Source organism: uncultured Maribacter sp., assembly GCF_947496775.1.
Taxonomy (GTDB): domain Bacteria; phylum Bacteroidota; class Bacteroidia; order Flavobacteriales; family Flavobacteriaceae; genus Maribacter_B.
In genome coordinates, this window is record NZ_CANMDU010000001.1 from 107553 (window position 1) to 122109 (window position 14557).

Genomic DNA, 14557 nt, shown 5'->3' on the forward strand with positions numbered 1-14557 from the left:
TTCATAGTTTATTTAATCATTTTTATGCATTTTTCTTAAACTTTGCTTTCGCCAAGTAATATCCAGCAAGGAATGGAATTCCAAAAAATAAAGCTATAAGAATAATAGAACAGAGAACTATAATCCAACTAACTTCCTTAATTATGTTACTCACACCTCTAGCGCCCTCATTAATCATTTGTTTTCCCGAAGCATTTATATCTTTAATTAGCAACTCTCTTTGTTCATCTATATAGATTTGCATACGAATTCGTTCTTCACTTAATTGACCAATAGAAGAATCTAACCCATTATTAAGATTATAAATAAGTGGCATCAATTCATTTCTTAGATTAGCACTTACTTCACCAGCAAGTTCTGGTGATTTTTCTGCTACAAGAGCAAGTTTATCTAATAGTAAACTTAGGGAGTCTACTCTAGATAAAAATTCTTCCGACGGGTTTGCATCTCTCCATTCTAACGCTAGACGTTGTTTTTCCCACTCTAATTGCTGCCCAATCTGTTCTTTTGCAATCCCAATTCGATCCCCTATATCACTCAGAGCTTCTGCTCCAGAACCCAAAGTTTTTACATATGAAGTATCTGCCACACCTAGATGCTGAAACAATGGCGATAAAATATTAGATCTTGGAAAATTAAATGAAGTAACTGGATTCTCTTTGGTAAACTTTGTAACAAAAGCATCTAATACCATAAAACGTTCTTGATTAAGTAATGATTTTGCTATACCTGAAATTTGCTTTTCCAGAGCTAAACTCTCAACTTCTAACAAATGATATTCATTACCTAAGTATTCTTTTCCAAAATCAGACTTTATAACATCCACTAATTGCTTACATAAAACCCAAGTATCAACTAAAGATAATTCTGGCACCGATTGGAATGCTGTTTTTCCGGATGCAGCAACCAAGCCCATTTTAAAATCTATAATATTTAATTTGGTTTGAACATCAACAGTAGAACTAATCAGACTATCTGAAACTTTTATTATTCTAGTAGCAAATTCGTTTTGAAAAGCTCTAACTGCAATTCTTGTATTTAATTCACTCTTTCTTAGGTAAAGGAATGTCATTCGACTCAACCGAAAGCTTCATTAAAGAACAACTGGATACAAGAATCAAAGCCAGAGTTGCATAAAAACTCTTTAAAATGTTTTTTTTAAGTATACACATAAAATATTTTTAAAAAAAATTGTAATCCTTCATCAGTAAAAGAAAACAACCGATTAATTAAAATACCCCTTAACTACCCTACTATTTTGTTGGCAGTAGTAATAAATATATTTATAAGCCTAAACTTAAATTTAAGTAGGGCGGACTGTTCCTAATTTGAGAAAAAACGTATTACTGAATTGTTATTCCGGAACACTAAAATCATTTATTTCCTCATTAATTCTATATAATTTACCTGAGTAATATATAGCTGTTCTATATATAGACCCTACCATAATATTTGCTTCTCCATTTTTAAAAACTAGAACTTCAAACTCTAATCTTTCACCTAAATTAACACTAGAAAATTTTAGTCTTATTCTTTTCTTTATATCATCATATTCAATTTTTAAAGTTTCTGCTAGGCTTTTAAATTTAATTCCACCCCCATCTCTATAGCCATTAGATGAGTATAATACTCCAAAATATGGAAGTATTGTATTTACACTATCCTTTTTCAAATTTAAATAGTAACCTTCCCCAACAATACTTATAGAAGACCCTGTATTAATAGTAACACGATTTACAAAAAAAAGAAAAGACTTAGATTCTATAATTTGTTTTACTTTCAAGTATTCTCTTTTTGCTTTTTCCTCCCTAATGATTTTTTTTTCAACTCTTGTTTGTCCCCAAACACCACTGAAAGTGAGTATTAATATCAAAGTAAATATAAGTGCTTTTTTCATTATGAAAATTTATAGCAGGTTAAGTTTATTTTACTCTTTATTTATATTTATAGATAGTATTAACTTATAGAACTAATTTTGCCCGAATAACTAATTGTATTTCTATTAATACTCTGAACCGAAAATGATGAATTACCATTTTTAAATACCGTTAGAATTATATCATAGTTTTCAAGTTCATTATTTGCTTTAAACTTTATAACAATTTTTTGTTTTTTATCCTTGCAGTTTACTTCGTAATTTTCATAAGTAGCATCCAAAACAATACTTCTACCATTCCCATAACCAGATGTATGTACCACTCCAAAGTAGGGAAGATTACATTCAACTGTTTTACTAGATATTTTTAGATAATACCCGTCTCCGTACCTATTAATTGAAGAGCCTCCCATGGGATGTACAAATTTCACATCTACTCTATAAGCGCCTGAGTTTACCATTTCTTTTATTTTTAAATATTGTTTTTCAGAACTTTGTTCTTTTATTATTCTTTCTTCTGCCTTTGTTTGTCCACATAAAATGCTTGTTATTAGTAAACAAAGCATAGTTGTAATTAATTTTGTTTTCATTGTTGTATTCTTTTATTTGTTAATTCGTCTTTATTATTAATTTCTGAACCAAAAAGCCCATAAACTCCTAATGTTAATAAAAGAACAAAAGGAATAACTATAACTAACAATTTCACTGAATATATAAGTATGTTCATAATCTAAAAGTTTACTATTTAATAACACAACAAAGATCTAGAATGCTTCATTTAGTTTTTGATTTAAAACATTAGAACGACCAAAATGATAAGTGAAATGACTTATTAGGCTCTTGAATTAAAATGGTTTCTGGCAAAAAGAAAAACAAGTATTAATTAAAATATTTGGAAAACCACTTCACTATTTATTTAAGACGTTTCACTTATGGTTTTAGCTGTTACACCCACAATCTCATTAAACCGCTCGGCATATAAGATTACTTTTGAAGTGTATTAAAACAAAATATATGAAAACAACAAGTATAAGTATTAGCACTCAAAGTGTATCAGGATTTGGTGTAGGGCCAATATCTAATGAGAATACACTAATTATGTATGTAATTAAAATATAAAAAAAAACCAAATTAAGTTTGCAGAAATTACTTATAGAAACAAAAAAGAAAAAAATTAATTTTCAGATATTTCCTCCAAAAATATAAACCCTATGCTTATGTAATTATATAAAACTTAGAAATCATGAAAAAACTAAAATCAATTACAAGCGTACTTATTCTTATAACATTACTTATAGGATGTTCTTCTGTAAGAATAACAGATTCTTGTAGAGTTAGCAAAACTTTAAATATTAAGAAAAAAAATATTTTAGTTGTTAGCAAAACAGAAGACAGAGCTACACAAATACGGTTTGAAAAAGATATGGTATTGAATCTTAACAAAAACGGACTTACTTCCATAGAAAGCCATATTAAGTTTCCGAACAGTGACCCAACTGAAAAAGTTGAAAAAAATAAAGAAAAAGAGATCATTAAAAATCTTCGAAATAATAATATTGATATAATTATAATATCGCATTTGGTGGATTCCAGAAAGTATAAAAATACCATAACTACAAATGAAAACATATATCCTTTTCCTTATAGATATAGAAGTTTTTATGATTACGCTAATCAATTTCATCAAGAGCAGAGTACTATAGAAATGGAAGGTACTACTTATATACTAGAGACCCTAGTTTATGATATAACCCAACAAACTCAGGACCAATTAATTTCAATTATTACTTCTGAGGTAGATAACCCAAACAATCTGAGCACCACATCTAATGAATTCTCCAAAAGCATTATAAAAGATTTAATGAAATAAGTTTTGTTTAGTTTTTTTGATTGTTAATATAATGAAGAGAGATGATGCTGTAAATAACTGTCGAAGAATCCCCCCGAGCTTCGGCAGTTATCTTTTTTTTTTTAATAAAACCTAACTAAGTTTTAAACGCCATCAACTTTTTAATAAAACAAAATTCTTTACATTCGTATGTAGCACTTAAAAAAGTGTTCATTAAAATTTGTGAAATTTTGAGGTTTAAAAAAGTAAAAAAATCCGTTATTCTTTTCATAGCTCTTTTAGTGGCTTTATTAATTACCTTGCCTAGAATATTATCTCTTTACAATATAACTGAAGAACTTACTGACTCCTTTACAGCCGCTAGTATAAATGACATTATTTTTAGGTTTATTTTTGCTCTAGTTCTTTTCTGGATAATTCTACAGTTTAACACCAATTGGAAATATATTTACCAAACAAGCTCCAAGTTAATTAGAATTACTGCTACCATAGCTTTAAATGCCATAATATTTGGTTTTTCAATTGTAATATTTAACTACTGCTATGCCCTTCTAGTAAATCAAGAAATTTCTAAAAATGAACTTGGGCTTATTCATTTTGTCTATTTAATTATAATATTGGTACTCATATTTGTTTCTGGTGTTTTACGATATCAGTTAATACACAAAGAAGATATCATTGAAAAAGAACAACTTAAACAAGAAATACTACAAAATGAGCTGACTGCTCTTAAAAACCAAATAAACCCACATTTTCTATTTAACTCCTTAAATTCATTAACCTCATTGGTCAGAGATAATAAAGAAGCTACTATCTTTATAGACAAACTATCTTATTTATATAGATATATTTTACAAAGTAGCAATCAGGACTTAATTACAATTAAAGAGGAGCTTACCTTTTTAGAAAGTTATGTGTATCTAATAAAAATGAGATATCGTAATCGTTTTTCTATCACTATTAAAATAGATGAAAAATTATTGCTTACCAAAATTCCTATACTTGCTTTACAATTATTAGTAGAAAATTGTGTAAAACATAATGAAATATCTGAAGAATTACCATTACTAGTAAAAATCGTAGCAACAAAATATTATTTAATAGTAGAAAATAGAATTCAACCGAAACGCGCCCCTGTAGATAGTACTGGTAATGGTTTAAATAATTTAAACAAGCGTAATCTAATGCTTAAAGGAAAACGTATTGTAATTACAAATACAAATAATACCTTTACTGTAAAGCTTCCATTAAAATAATGTCCATGAAAGTTGTAATTGTAGAAGATGAAATAACAGCTAGTGATAATCTAAAACATTTATTGAACACTATAAATGTTGATATTGAGGTTCTTCAAATACTAGATACTGTAAAATCTTGTATAGCATATTTCTCTAAACCAATAGACGCCTCTTTGGTTTTTATGGATATTCATTTAGCAGATGGGCTAAGTTTTGAAATTTTTGATCATGTAGAAATAAATATTCCTATAATATTTACAACAGCATATGACGAATACGCTTTAAAAGCTTTTACTGTAAATAGTATTGATTATATTTTAAAGCCTATACAACAAAAAGAACTCTCTAAAGCTATTATTAAATTCGAGAACCTTACTAATATCGAACGCACTACTAAGCCAGATATTACTGCTTTGTTACATCTATTGCAAGAACAAAAGAAGACTTACAAATCTAATTACTTAATTTCACATCGCGATGAATTAATCCCTATAAAAACGAGTGATATTGCTTATTTTTATATTGATACGGGAATTATTAAGTTAGTAACTTTTGCTCATAAAGTTTATAACATAGATAAAAAATTAGAAACCTTAGAAAAAGAGTTGAATCCTGAGATGTTTGATCGAGCCAATAGACAATACATTATAAACAGAAATGCTATAACCAAAATAGCGCATTATTTTGGTGGTAAACTTATTGTTAATTTAAACCCCAAGACCACTGAACGAATTATTATTAGCAAAGGCAAAGCAAGAGAATTTAAAGACTGGATGAACTCTTAAAAATTTATTCTGAAACTATAATTTCATCCTTTATTAATTGATCCACCATTATTTTTGTAAAACTCTCAGATGCATTCTTTAATGAATATGGTTCTAAAAGTGTAGATTGTCCTGTCCATACCATAGTCTCTTTTCCTTTATACAAATCTCCTTTTACATCATATAAAATTGCCTCGATAAGAAAAGATTTTGACGTTGTATAATAACCTGGAGTATCTATTGTTTGATAACTCCGTACAATATACTTCCCTACTCGGTAATAAGTCGGAATATGTAAAGCTTCTCCAGGCACATAACGATCTTTTTCTTTAGAATCTATCAAAGCCATTGTTATCACTCCATCTAAGTTATTTTCTTTAATAATTTTTATATAATCCTCAGCTGTTTTATTTTTATCTGCTCCTAGAGGAAACATTTTTATCCCCTCTACAGCATTTATCCCTTGTTTTTTTAAAAGCTTAACCGCATCTTGCTCAAAGGTATTTTTTGCCAAAAGATCATTACTAATACCAATTATTGCAATTTTAGAATATTTTTTTTCTTTATACGTATCCTTAGTCCATGTAGAGCTCATTTTGGCAGGTCCGCATCCGAGTAAAAAACTAACAACTAAGCAGATACTCAAGCTCATCATTGTTTTAAAAAATTGCTTTTTCATAGTACTCTCCTTTTAAAAAAATAAAGATAATATTTTTAATTAAATTTTAATTTCTTCCCCTTCTCTTGCGAAATAACATTTTTTGAAAATGGCCTGACATTTTTTTTCTTCTTCTAGAATAAAAGCATCATTATGCTCTGGATCATGGTGCGTCATATATAACTTTTTCACACCAGCCAATTTGGCTACTTCTATCGCTTGCCCCCAACTACTATGCCCCCATCCTCTATACATAGGGAGTTCCTCCGGTGTATATTGTGCTTCATGGATTAAAACATCCGCCCCTTTAGCAAAATCAATCACTTTTTGATCTAGAGTATCGCCATGTTCTATATCTGTACAATAAACTAAAACTTTTCCATTTACTTCCAAACGATAACCATGAGCTCCACCAGGATGAGAATGTGCATTTGACAGTAATTTCCCCGTACTTCCAGTTCGGAACATTTCTTCATTACTTTTTTTTAAATGGAATATAAACTCAGCCCCCATATTTTCTAAACTAACAGGAAAATACGTACTCTTCATTTGATTAGTGAATATGGATTTAAGATCTGTAATTTTTAATTCATCACCTAAAGCAATAATATCAATTTTCTTAGAAGAATCATACGCGGGAGCAAAAAAAGGAAATCCTTGAACATGATCCCAATGAAAATGAGAAAATGCAATTACTATCTTACTTTCTTCTTTAAAAGACCTCTTCATCAATTCTTTTCCTAAATTCCGAATTCCAGTACCAGCATCGAAGATTAAAACATCTCCAATTTTACTATCATCCATAACTGCAACACAAGTGGTATTACCTCCAAATTCTTGAAAACCTTTTTCACACACAGGTATTGAACCTCTAGTACCGTAAAATTTTATAATCATGAATTCATTTTTAGAATCGGATTTTAGCCTAATATAAAGATTTATTCCTTATTGCTATTATGTCATTTTTACGAGTCTAGATATTTGTCTATTTTTATCAAAATATCAAATAAACTACATGAGAATTTTATATTTGTTTTTTGTATTATTTTCATTTGGAATTCTTTTTCTCAGAGCTCAAAGTAATTCTATTCCCTCCGACTCTATTGCAACTCCATTTCGTGAAGGGAGATGGTTAACAGGATTAGCAGGAACTATTAGCTCAAACACTAACAAAACAAAATCTTCTGATAAAAAGACCATTACCAATGAATTCGGATTAAATTTTTCCACAGGAAAATTTATAAAAGAAAGATGGCTTCTTGGTGGTAGATTAAATCTCAATAGAGCAAGTTCTTCTAATAATGTTGATCGAACTACAGAATCATTATATGTAGGACCATTTTCTTCTTATTATTTAAGTAAAAACAACAGAGGGTCTCTATTTACTACTTTATCTATGGGTTATGTTCGTTATAGAGAAGAAACGAGTTTTAATGATTTAGCAAGCCCTATCACCGAAATTGCTGAAGGTGGTGGGTTTGGAACTTTATTTGGACTTGGATATTCTTATGTAATTAATGATCAAATTGCTTTTGATATTGGTTTTGATTTAAATATTTTTTTGGTAGATATTAGTCAAGAACAACGACCATCAGGAACAACTGCTTCCGAAAACTTAACGGTTAGTAATACCGCTTTTACTTTTGGATTTAATGTTATTTTAGACGATTTCTTTTTTTAATGAGAAAACTACAACTATTTATATTTCTTTTAACAATTCTACCAATAGCTTTATCTGGGCAAGGAAGAGAAGAAGGTTTTGTACGTACGGACACACTAGGAAAAACAAAAAAAATAAAAATCATTGGTTTACCTATAGCATTTTATACCCCAGAGACAGAATTTGGTATTGGCGGTGGTGGCCAAATTTTTCTATTAAACAAAACAAATCAATATAATCAGCGTCTTTCTAATATTTTATTTAGTGGTATTTATACTACTGCTGGTCAAATCATGTTTAACGCTACACCCCAAATCTATTTAGGGAAAGGAGATTATTTTATTGATGCAGATTACTTATTTGAAATATACCCAAATTCTTTTTGGGGTATTGGACCAAAAACTCCAGAAAATAATTTAGAGAACTATAATCAAACAACTCATAAATTTAAATTAAGTTTTTTAAAAAGACTCCCCCCAGATCTAAATTTTGGTTTTACTTATAACTTTGCTAATCACCAAGTAACCGAAGTAGAAGAAGATGGGATACTAGATTCTGGAACTATTTTGGGTTCAAGTCGTACCGTTATTAGTGGATTAGGAGCCGAATTCAATTTAGACACTCGAAATAACACCTCTTCACCAACAAATGGGCAGTTATTTGAAATAGGTGCACATTTCTCAAGTCAAATTCTAGGTGCAACTCATAGCTTCAATAAATTCACATTAGATTTACGAAACTATGAACCTTTAAATAAACGCAGCACTCTAGCAACTCAAGTCTACATCGAAAATAATTATGGGAACGTTCCTTTTCAGGGAATGGCATTTTTTGGCGGAAGTAATAGTGCGAGAGGATACTTCTATGGTCGTTTTTTAGATAAAAACATGTTTGTTATACAAGCCGAATATCGTTATAGATTAAAACCTAGATGGAAATTAGCTGTATTTGGCCTCGTAGGGAGCGTTGCCGGAGATGCATCTGATCTTTTAAAATTTAACTCTGTAAAACCAGGTTACGGAGCAGGAGTACGATTTAAGGTAATAAAAGACCAAAACACTTGGCTTAGACTTGACATAGGTAATGGTAAAGATGGTCAAAACGGAATCTATTTTGGGGTTAATGAAGCTTTTTAAAAACTAAAAGAAAATATAATGAGATATATTTTCTTTTTCCTTCAGAAAAGAATATTTTTAAGTAAATAATTTAAATGTGAAATTCAACTTCCTACCAAAAAAAGGCACTCCTCTGCGTTCTTTTGCTATTTTTGCGATAGCGGCTGTTCTTGGCATTGGCTTTTTTTTGATGAAAGAAGGTGAAGTGGTTTCCTATTTGTCAGATGACCCGCAGGCTTGTGTAAATTGTCATGTAATGACGCCAGTTTATAATAGTTGGATGCACAGTTCGCATCGTGAATGGGCTTCTTGTAATGGATGTCATGTGCCTCAAGATAATGTTGTAAATGCTTATTATTTTAAGGCTATGGATGGTCTATACCATGCTTCGATTTTTACGGCAAGAGCAGAACCTGAAGTTATTTTCATGCGCGAAGGTTCTCAGGAAGTAGTACAAAACAATTGTATTCGCTGCCATGTCCAACAAGTCACTCAAACGAAATACGATGGTTTTATAGATAACCATGCGAAAAACAGAACCGACCGACAGTGTTGGAGCTGTCATAAAGAAATTCCCCATGGTAGAATCCATGGTATGTCAACCATAAAATATAATATTGCCCCTTTACCAACCGACCAAGAAGAAATGGTTATTCCCACTTGGTTAGAAAAAGAAATGGCATCTAAATAACATTCCTATGAAAAACAAAATTCTGTTTGTCGTAACCTTAGTAGTAGTATTTTTATTAGGTTTGCTTGCCTCAAGTATCATCAATAGAAAGAGCGAGGCAAAATACCAATATGTACCGCAGGTAGATATTAGTGAAAACGAACCTCGAAATGAAGAATGGGGAAAAAACTACCCTCGGGAGTATCAGTCGTTTTTACAGACTTCCGAAACTTCTTTTGCCTCTTATCAAGGCGGGTCTGCAATGCGTGATGTGCTTGAGGAAGACCCTAGATTGGTCTTATTGTTTGCTGGCTATGGTTTTTCCAAAGATTACAACCAAGGTCGTGGTCATTTTTATGCCATAGAAGATATTCAAAATACGTTGCGAACGGGTGGTCCTAAAGGCCCAGGCGATGGACCGATGCCTGCCACTTGTTGGACTTGTAAAAGTCCTGATGTTCCTCGTTTAATGAATGAAATAGGAATTTCGGAATTCTACGATGGAAAATGGGCGGATAAAGGTGCTGAAGTTGTAAACCCCATCGGCTGTGCTGATTGCCATGACCCTAACAATATGAAATTACGCATTACACGCCCAGCACTTGTGGAGGCGTTTGATGCTATGGGTAAGGATATTAACAAAGCAACCCATCAAGAAATGCGTTCTTTAGTTTGTGCCCAATGCCACGTTGAATATTATTTCGACAAGAAAAAACCCGGAGCTGAAGGCACGCCATATCTTACGTTCCCATGGAAGAATGGAATGACTGTGGAAGCCATGGAAGAATATTACGATGAAATGGAATTTTCAGATTGGACGCACAAAATTAGTAAGGCACCCATGTTAAAAGCACAACACCCGGGCTACGAAACCTATTTGACAGGTGTTCATGCCGACCGTGGTGTTTCTTGTGCAGATTGCCATATGCCTTATAAAAGTGAAGGTGGTCAGAAATTTACCGACCACCATTTGCAATCACCTTTAAATAATGTTGCGAATTCTTGTCAAGTCTGTCACAGACAGGAAGCCGATAAATTGCGTGCCAATGTATATGAACGTCAGCAAAAGGCAACCGAAAACAGACTGAAATTAGAAGACTTATTAGTTAAGTCTCATATTGAAGCAGGAAAAGCATGGGAGTTAGGCGCCACCGAAGAACAAATGAAACTAATACTAACTGATATTCGTCATGCGCAATGGCGTTGGGATTATGCTGCTGCTTCTCATGGAGCATCATTCCACTCTCCTGTGGAAACAGCACGAGTATTGGGTGGCGGACTTAATATAGCACAAGAAGCTAGAGTAAAATTAGCTCGTTTGTTGGCTACCCTAGGTTTTAATCAAGAAGTGCCAATGCCAGATATTGCTTCCAAAGAAAAGGCACAGGCTTTTATAGGTTTAGATATGGAAAAACTCATTAAAGAAAAAGAGGAGTTTAAAACCAATTTATTACCCAAATGGCTAGAGGAAGCCAAAGCCCGTGAGGATAAAATGGATTCCAAAGAAGTAAGCATGACCAATAAGTAGTCGATTTTAAACCTTATTCTTTAAAGGCTTTTAAGCCGAACATTTTTCATGAAAATATTCTATCGCATTTTTTCCTCACCAGTATTGGCACTTGTTTTATTGTTGGTTTTTGCCATAGCCATGGGTACCGCAACTTTTATAGAAAATGACTTTGGCACAGCCACAGCTTGGATAAAAGTCTACGACTCCAGTTGGTTTGAGTTGGTAATGTTCGGGCTCGGGCTTTGCTTTGTGGCCAATATTTATAAATACAAACTTTGGCGCAAGGAAAAATGGGCCATACTCCTTTTTCATATTGCTTTTATCGTAATTCTTATTGGTGCAGGTATTACAAGGTATGATTCCTATGGAGGTATCATGCGCATTAGAGAAGGGGCATCTTCAAGTACAATCATTTCCGATAAGAATTATTTGCAAGTCCACCTATCCAATGGAAAGCAAACAAAACATTTGGAAAGAGAACTTTACTTTTCTCCTTTGAATGATAATGATTTTTCTATTCAAACGGATTTGGATGCCACTCCAATTACCATTTCGCATAAGCAATTTGTAGCAGATGCTATTCCCGAAATTGTTGATGACCCTGAAAAAGGAGCTCCATTACTGCAATTAGTAGTTACCTCAGGAAATGGTAGAGAAACATTGTTCCTAAAAAAAGGAGAGATTGAAGAAATAGGAAACCATAAACATAAAATAGGCTTTGAGGCGGCAGGAGAAGATGTTATCAATCTTATAGAAAAAGAAAGTGAATTTCAGCTATTGGCGCCACATCAGCTAGATTTTTTTATAATGGCCGACCAAACGGCGGGTATTATTAAAGGGGACACCTTACAGCCCATGACTTTGCGAACCTTATACCGCTCAGGTGATTTGTCTTTTGTGCCTCTATCTTTTCACGAATCAGGCAGAATCGACATTATAAGCTCGGCGGAAAAACCAAAAGATAATGATAAGGTAAAGGATGATGCTCTGATATTGAACGTACAGGTAAAAGATAAAACCGAAGAAGTGACTTTACTCTATCGTGACGGCTTTTTACCTACTACCCATGAAGTTGACGTGAATGGTATGAACGTAAGTTTATCGTATGGAGCTAAGCCTATTGAGACCCCATTTTCAGTACAGTTGAATGATTTTCAATTGGAACGCTATCCAGGTTCTGAGAGTCCGTCTGCATATGCGAGTGAGGTTACTGTGTTAGATGCAGATACAAAAATGCCTTTCCGAATTTTCATGAATAATGTTTTGGATTATGGCGGATTTCGATTTTACCAAGCCAGTTACGATACCGATGAAAAAGGAACTGTTTTATCTGTCAACCATGATGTTTTAGGTACCAATGTAACCTATGCTGGTTATTTTCTAATGATGATTGGAATGTTCTTTACGCTTTTTGGAAAGAGTTCTCATTTTATGGCCATCAACAAGAAGCTGAAAAAATTAAAAACAAAAAAGGTAATCACAGCCTTATTCCTGATTGGGGTAATGAACATAAGTCTTAAGGCACAAGAAACAAATGATACCATTTCAATTTCTGAATTGGTTGCCGAACAAGCCATTGATAAACAGCATGCGACACTCTTTGGTCGTTTGATGGTTCAAGATTTAGATGGAAGAATAAAACCAATCAATACTTTAGCTTCTGAGTTTTTGCGAAAAGTTTCGCGTAAACCCTATTTCAAATACAAAGGAGCAAATGAAGAAATTCGGTTGGATGCTAATCAGGTATTTCTAGCAATGCATGTTTCTCCAGGAGCTTGGCAACAGATTCCCATCATAAAAATTGATACGGAAAAAGGCGGAAGTTTTTTCGAAGTCCTAAAGATTACCGATGAAGGTTTGATTTCCTTTGACGATTTAATAAATCCCACTGGTGATTATGTACTGACAAAAGTAGCGGAGAAAGCAAATGCCAAAAAGCCAGCGGAGCATAATGAATTTGATAAAGAAGTACTCAAGGTAGACGAGCGCTTTAATATTTTGTTCAATATTTTTTCGGGCAACTATTTAAAGATTTATCCCAACAGTCTTGATGAGAAGGATACATGGTATAGCTATACCCATCATTTTAAAGATTTCCCTAAGGAGGACGCTCGTTTTGTTCAAACCATAACTCCTTCGTATTTTAATGATGTAGCGTCCAAAAAATGGGCAGCCGCTACTGAAAAATTATCGTATATAAACACCTACCAAAGTACCTTGGGAAAGGCTATTATTCCCAACAGTCAGCGAGTAGAAGCTGAGTTGTGGTATAATGAAATAAATCTTAATTTTTGGTTGTTCCAAGTATTTTTCACTTTTGGTTTTATACTGCTCGTATTGGCCTTGACTAAAATATTTGTACAAAAACGTTTTATAGATGCATTATGGAATGCTCTTGTTATCTTTTCCCTAATCAGCTTTCTAGTATTTACTGGGAATATTTTACTTCGTTGGTATGTAGCCCAACATGCGCCTTGGAGCAACGGTTATGAAATGCTGGTTTTTGTAGCCTGGGTTTTAATGCTATGCGGATTAATGACCTTCCGAAAATCAGATTTCTCATTGCCTTTAGCTACACTTTTTACAGGTTCTTTGCTCTTTGTTAGTTACTTGGACTGGTTAAGTCCAGAGATTACAAACTTAATGCCTGTATTAAAATCCTTCTGGCTAAAAGTACATGTAGCGACCATTGTTAGTAGTTATGCTCCTTTGGCTTTATCTGCAATCTTAGGTTTTATGGTCTTGATTCTGATGATTATTGAAACCAAAAAATCCAAGGAAGCAATAACAATTCGTATAAAAGAACTCACTTATATTAACGAAATATCAATGACCATTGGTTTGTTCGTGTTGGCTATCGGAACCTTTCTAGGTGGTATTTGGGCCAACGAATCATGGGGCCGTTATTGGGCTTGGGATCCTAAAGAAACATGGGCTCTAATTTCCATAATTGTTTATGCGGTGGTATTGCACCTTCGTTTTGTTCCCGCCTTAAAAAGTAGATATATATTAAACGTTGCGAGCGTATTTGCTTTCGGTTCTATTATTATGACCTCCTTCGGCGTGAACTATTATTTATCCGGATTACATAGTTACGCAGCAGGAGACCCTGTACCAGTACCTAAGTTTATTTATGTTTTGATTGCTGTTGTAGTGCTTGTATCAATAGCTGCCTTTTTTAGGTTTCGGCTAAGAAATAAACTTATTGATTAATATT

Annotated in this window: 14 protein-coding genes; 8 read left to right on the forward strand and 6 right to left on the reverse strand. The window is 32.8% G+C overall.

Annotated features, from left to right (window positions below; translation table 11 throughout):
• Nucleotides 1–22 precede the first annotated feature (22 nt).
• The 4 genes from Q0856_RS00545 to Q0856_RS00560 all read right to left on the reverse strand — a co-directional run bounded on the left by Q0856_RS00545 (nucleotide 23) and on the right by Q0856_RS00560 (nucleotide 2603).
• Nucleotides 23–1072 (reverse strand): hypothetical protein, encoded by a 1050-nt coding sequence (locus tag Q0856_RS00545; RefSeq protein ID WP_298501603.1) that lies wholly within the window; start codon nucleotides 1070–1072, stop codon nucleotides 23–25.
• Nucleotides 1073–1354: 282 nt separating this feature from the next.
• Complete coding sequence (locus Q0856_RS00550) at nucleotides 1355–1897, reverse strand: DUF4251 domain-containing protein (RefSeq protein WP_298501605.1); 543 nt, start codon at nucleotides 1895–1897, stop codon at nucleotides 1355–1357.
• Between the two features lie 59 nt (nucleotides 1898–1956).
• Entirely contained in the window at nucleotides 1957–2466 is a 510-nt protein-coding gene (locus tag Q0856_RS00555) for a DUF4251 domain-containing protein (protein WP_298501609.1), read from the reverse strand.
• Nucleotides 2463–2603, reverse strand: coding sequence for a hypothetical protein (locus Q0856_RS00560; RefSeq protein ID WP_298501612.1), 141 nt, complete (start codon nucleotides 2601–2603; stop codon nucleotides 2463–2465). The genes Q0856_RS00555 and Q0856_RS00560 overlap by 4 nt, the downstream gene beginning before the upstream one ends.
• Before the next feature lie 516 nt (nucleotides 2604–3119).
• Between Q0856_RS00560 and Q0856_RS00565 the strand changes: the two genes are divergently transcribed.
• From Q0856_RS00565 to Q0856_RS00575, 3 genes are all read left to right on the forward strand, one after another.
• On the forward strand, nucleotides 3120–3746 hold the full coding sequence (locus Q0856_RS00565) for a hypothetical protein (RefSeq protein WP_298501615.1): 627 nt from the start codon (nucleotides 3120–3122) through the stop codon (nucleotides 3744–3746).
• Between the two features lie 209 nt (nucleotides 3747–3955).
• Entirely contained in the window at nucleotides 3956–4981 is a 1026-nt protein-coding gene (locus tag Q0856_RS00570) for a histidine kinase (protein WP_298501618.1), read from the forward strand.
• A gap of 5 nt (nucleotides 4982–4986) precedes the next feature.
• Complete coding sequence (locus Q0856_RS00575; RefSeq protein ID WP_298501620.1) at nucleotides 4987–5748, forward strand: LytTR family DNA-binding domain-containing protein; 762 nt, start codon at nucleotides 4987–4989, stop codon at nucleotides 5746–5748.
• Nucleotides 5749–5752: 4 nt separating this feature from the next.
• On the opposite strand, the gene Q0856_RS00580 is transcribed toward Q0856_RS00575, so the two are convergent.
• Both Q0856_RS00580 and Q0856_RS00585 read right to left on the reverse strand, forming a co-directional pair.
• Nucleotides 5753–6406 (reverse strand): hypothetical protein, encoded by a 654-nt coding sequence (locus Q0856_RS00580; protein WP_298501623.1) that lies wholly within the window; start codon nucleotides 6404–6406, stop codon nucleotides 5753–5755.
• 39 nt (nucleotides 6407–6445) lie between these two features.
• Entirely contained in the window at nucleotides 6446–7282 is an 837-nt protein-coding gene (locus tag Q0856_RS00585; RefSeq protein WP_298501625.1) for an MBL fold metallo-hydrolase, read from the reverse strand.
• Nucleotides 7283–7400: 118 nt separating this feature from the next.
• Here Q0856_RS00585 and Q0856_RS00590 point away from each other — a divergent pair, with 118 nt between their 5' ends.
• From Q0856_RS00590 to ccsA, 5 genes are all read left to right on the forward strand, one after another.
• Complete coding sequence (locus Q0856_RS00590; RefSeq protein ID WP_298501628.1) at nucleotides 7401–8066, forward strand: outer membrane beta-barrel protein; 666 nt, start codon at nucleotides 7401–7403, stop codon at nucleotides 8064–8066.
• A complete protein-coding gene (locus Q0856_RS00595; RefSeq protein ID WP_298501630.1) occupies nucleotides 8066–9181 on the forward strand; it encodes a BamA/TamA family outer membrane protein in 1116 nt (371 codons plus the stop codon). The genes Q0856_RS00590 and Q0856_RS00595 overlap by 1 nt, the downstream gene beginning before the upstream one ends.
• Nucleotides 9182–9257: 76 nt before the next feature.
• Entirely contained in the window at nucleotides 9258–9851 is a 594-nt protein-coding gene (gene nrfH, locus Q0856_RS00600) for a cytochrome c nitrite reductase small subunit (protein ID WP_298501632.1), read from the forward strand.
• Nucleotides 9852–9858: 7 nt separating this feature from the next.
• Complete coding sequence (gene nrfA, locus Q0856_RS00605) at nucleotides 9859–11358, forward strand: ammonia-forming cytochrome c nitrite reductase (RefSeq protein ID WP_298501635.1); 1500 nt, start codon at nucleotides 9859–9861, stop codon at nucleotides 11356–11358.
• A gap of 207 nt (nucleotides 11359–11565) precedes the next feature.
• Nucleotides 11566–14553 carry a cytochrome c biogenesis protein CcsA gene (gene ccsA / locus Q0856_RS00610; RefSeq protein ID WP_298501638.1) on the forward strand — a complete coding sequence of 996 codons (2988 nt, stop codon included), beginning with the start codon at nucleotides 11566–11568 and terminating at the stop codon, nucleotides 14551–14553.
• Nucleotides 14554–14557 lie beyond the last annotated feature (4 nt).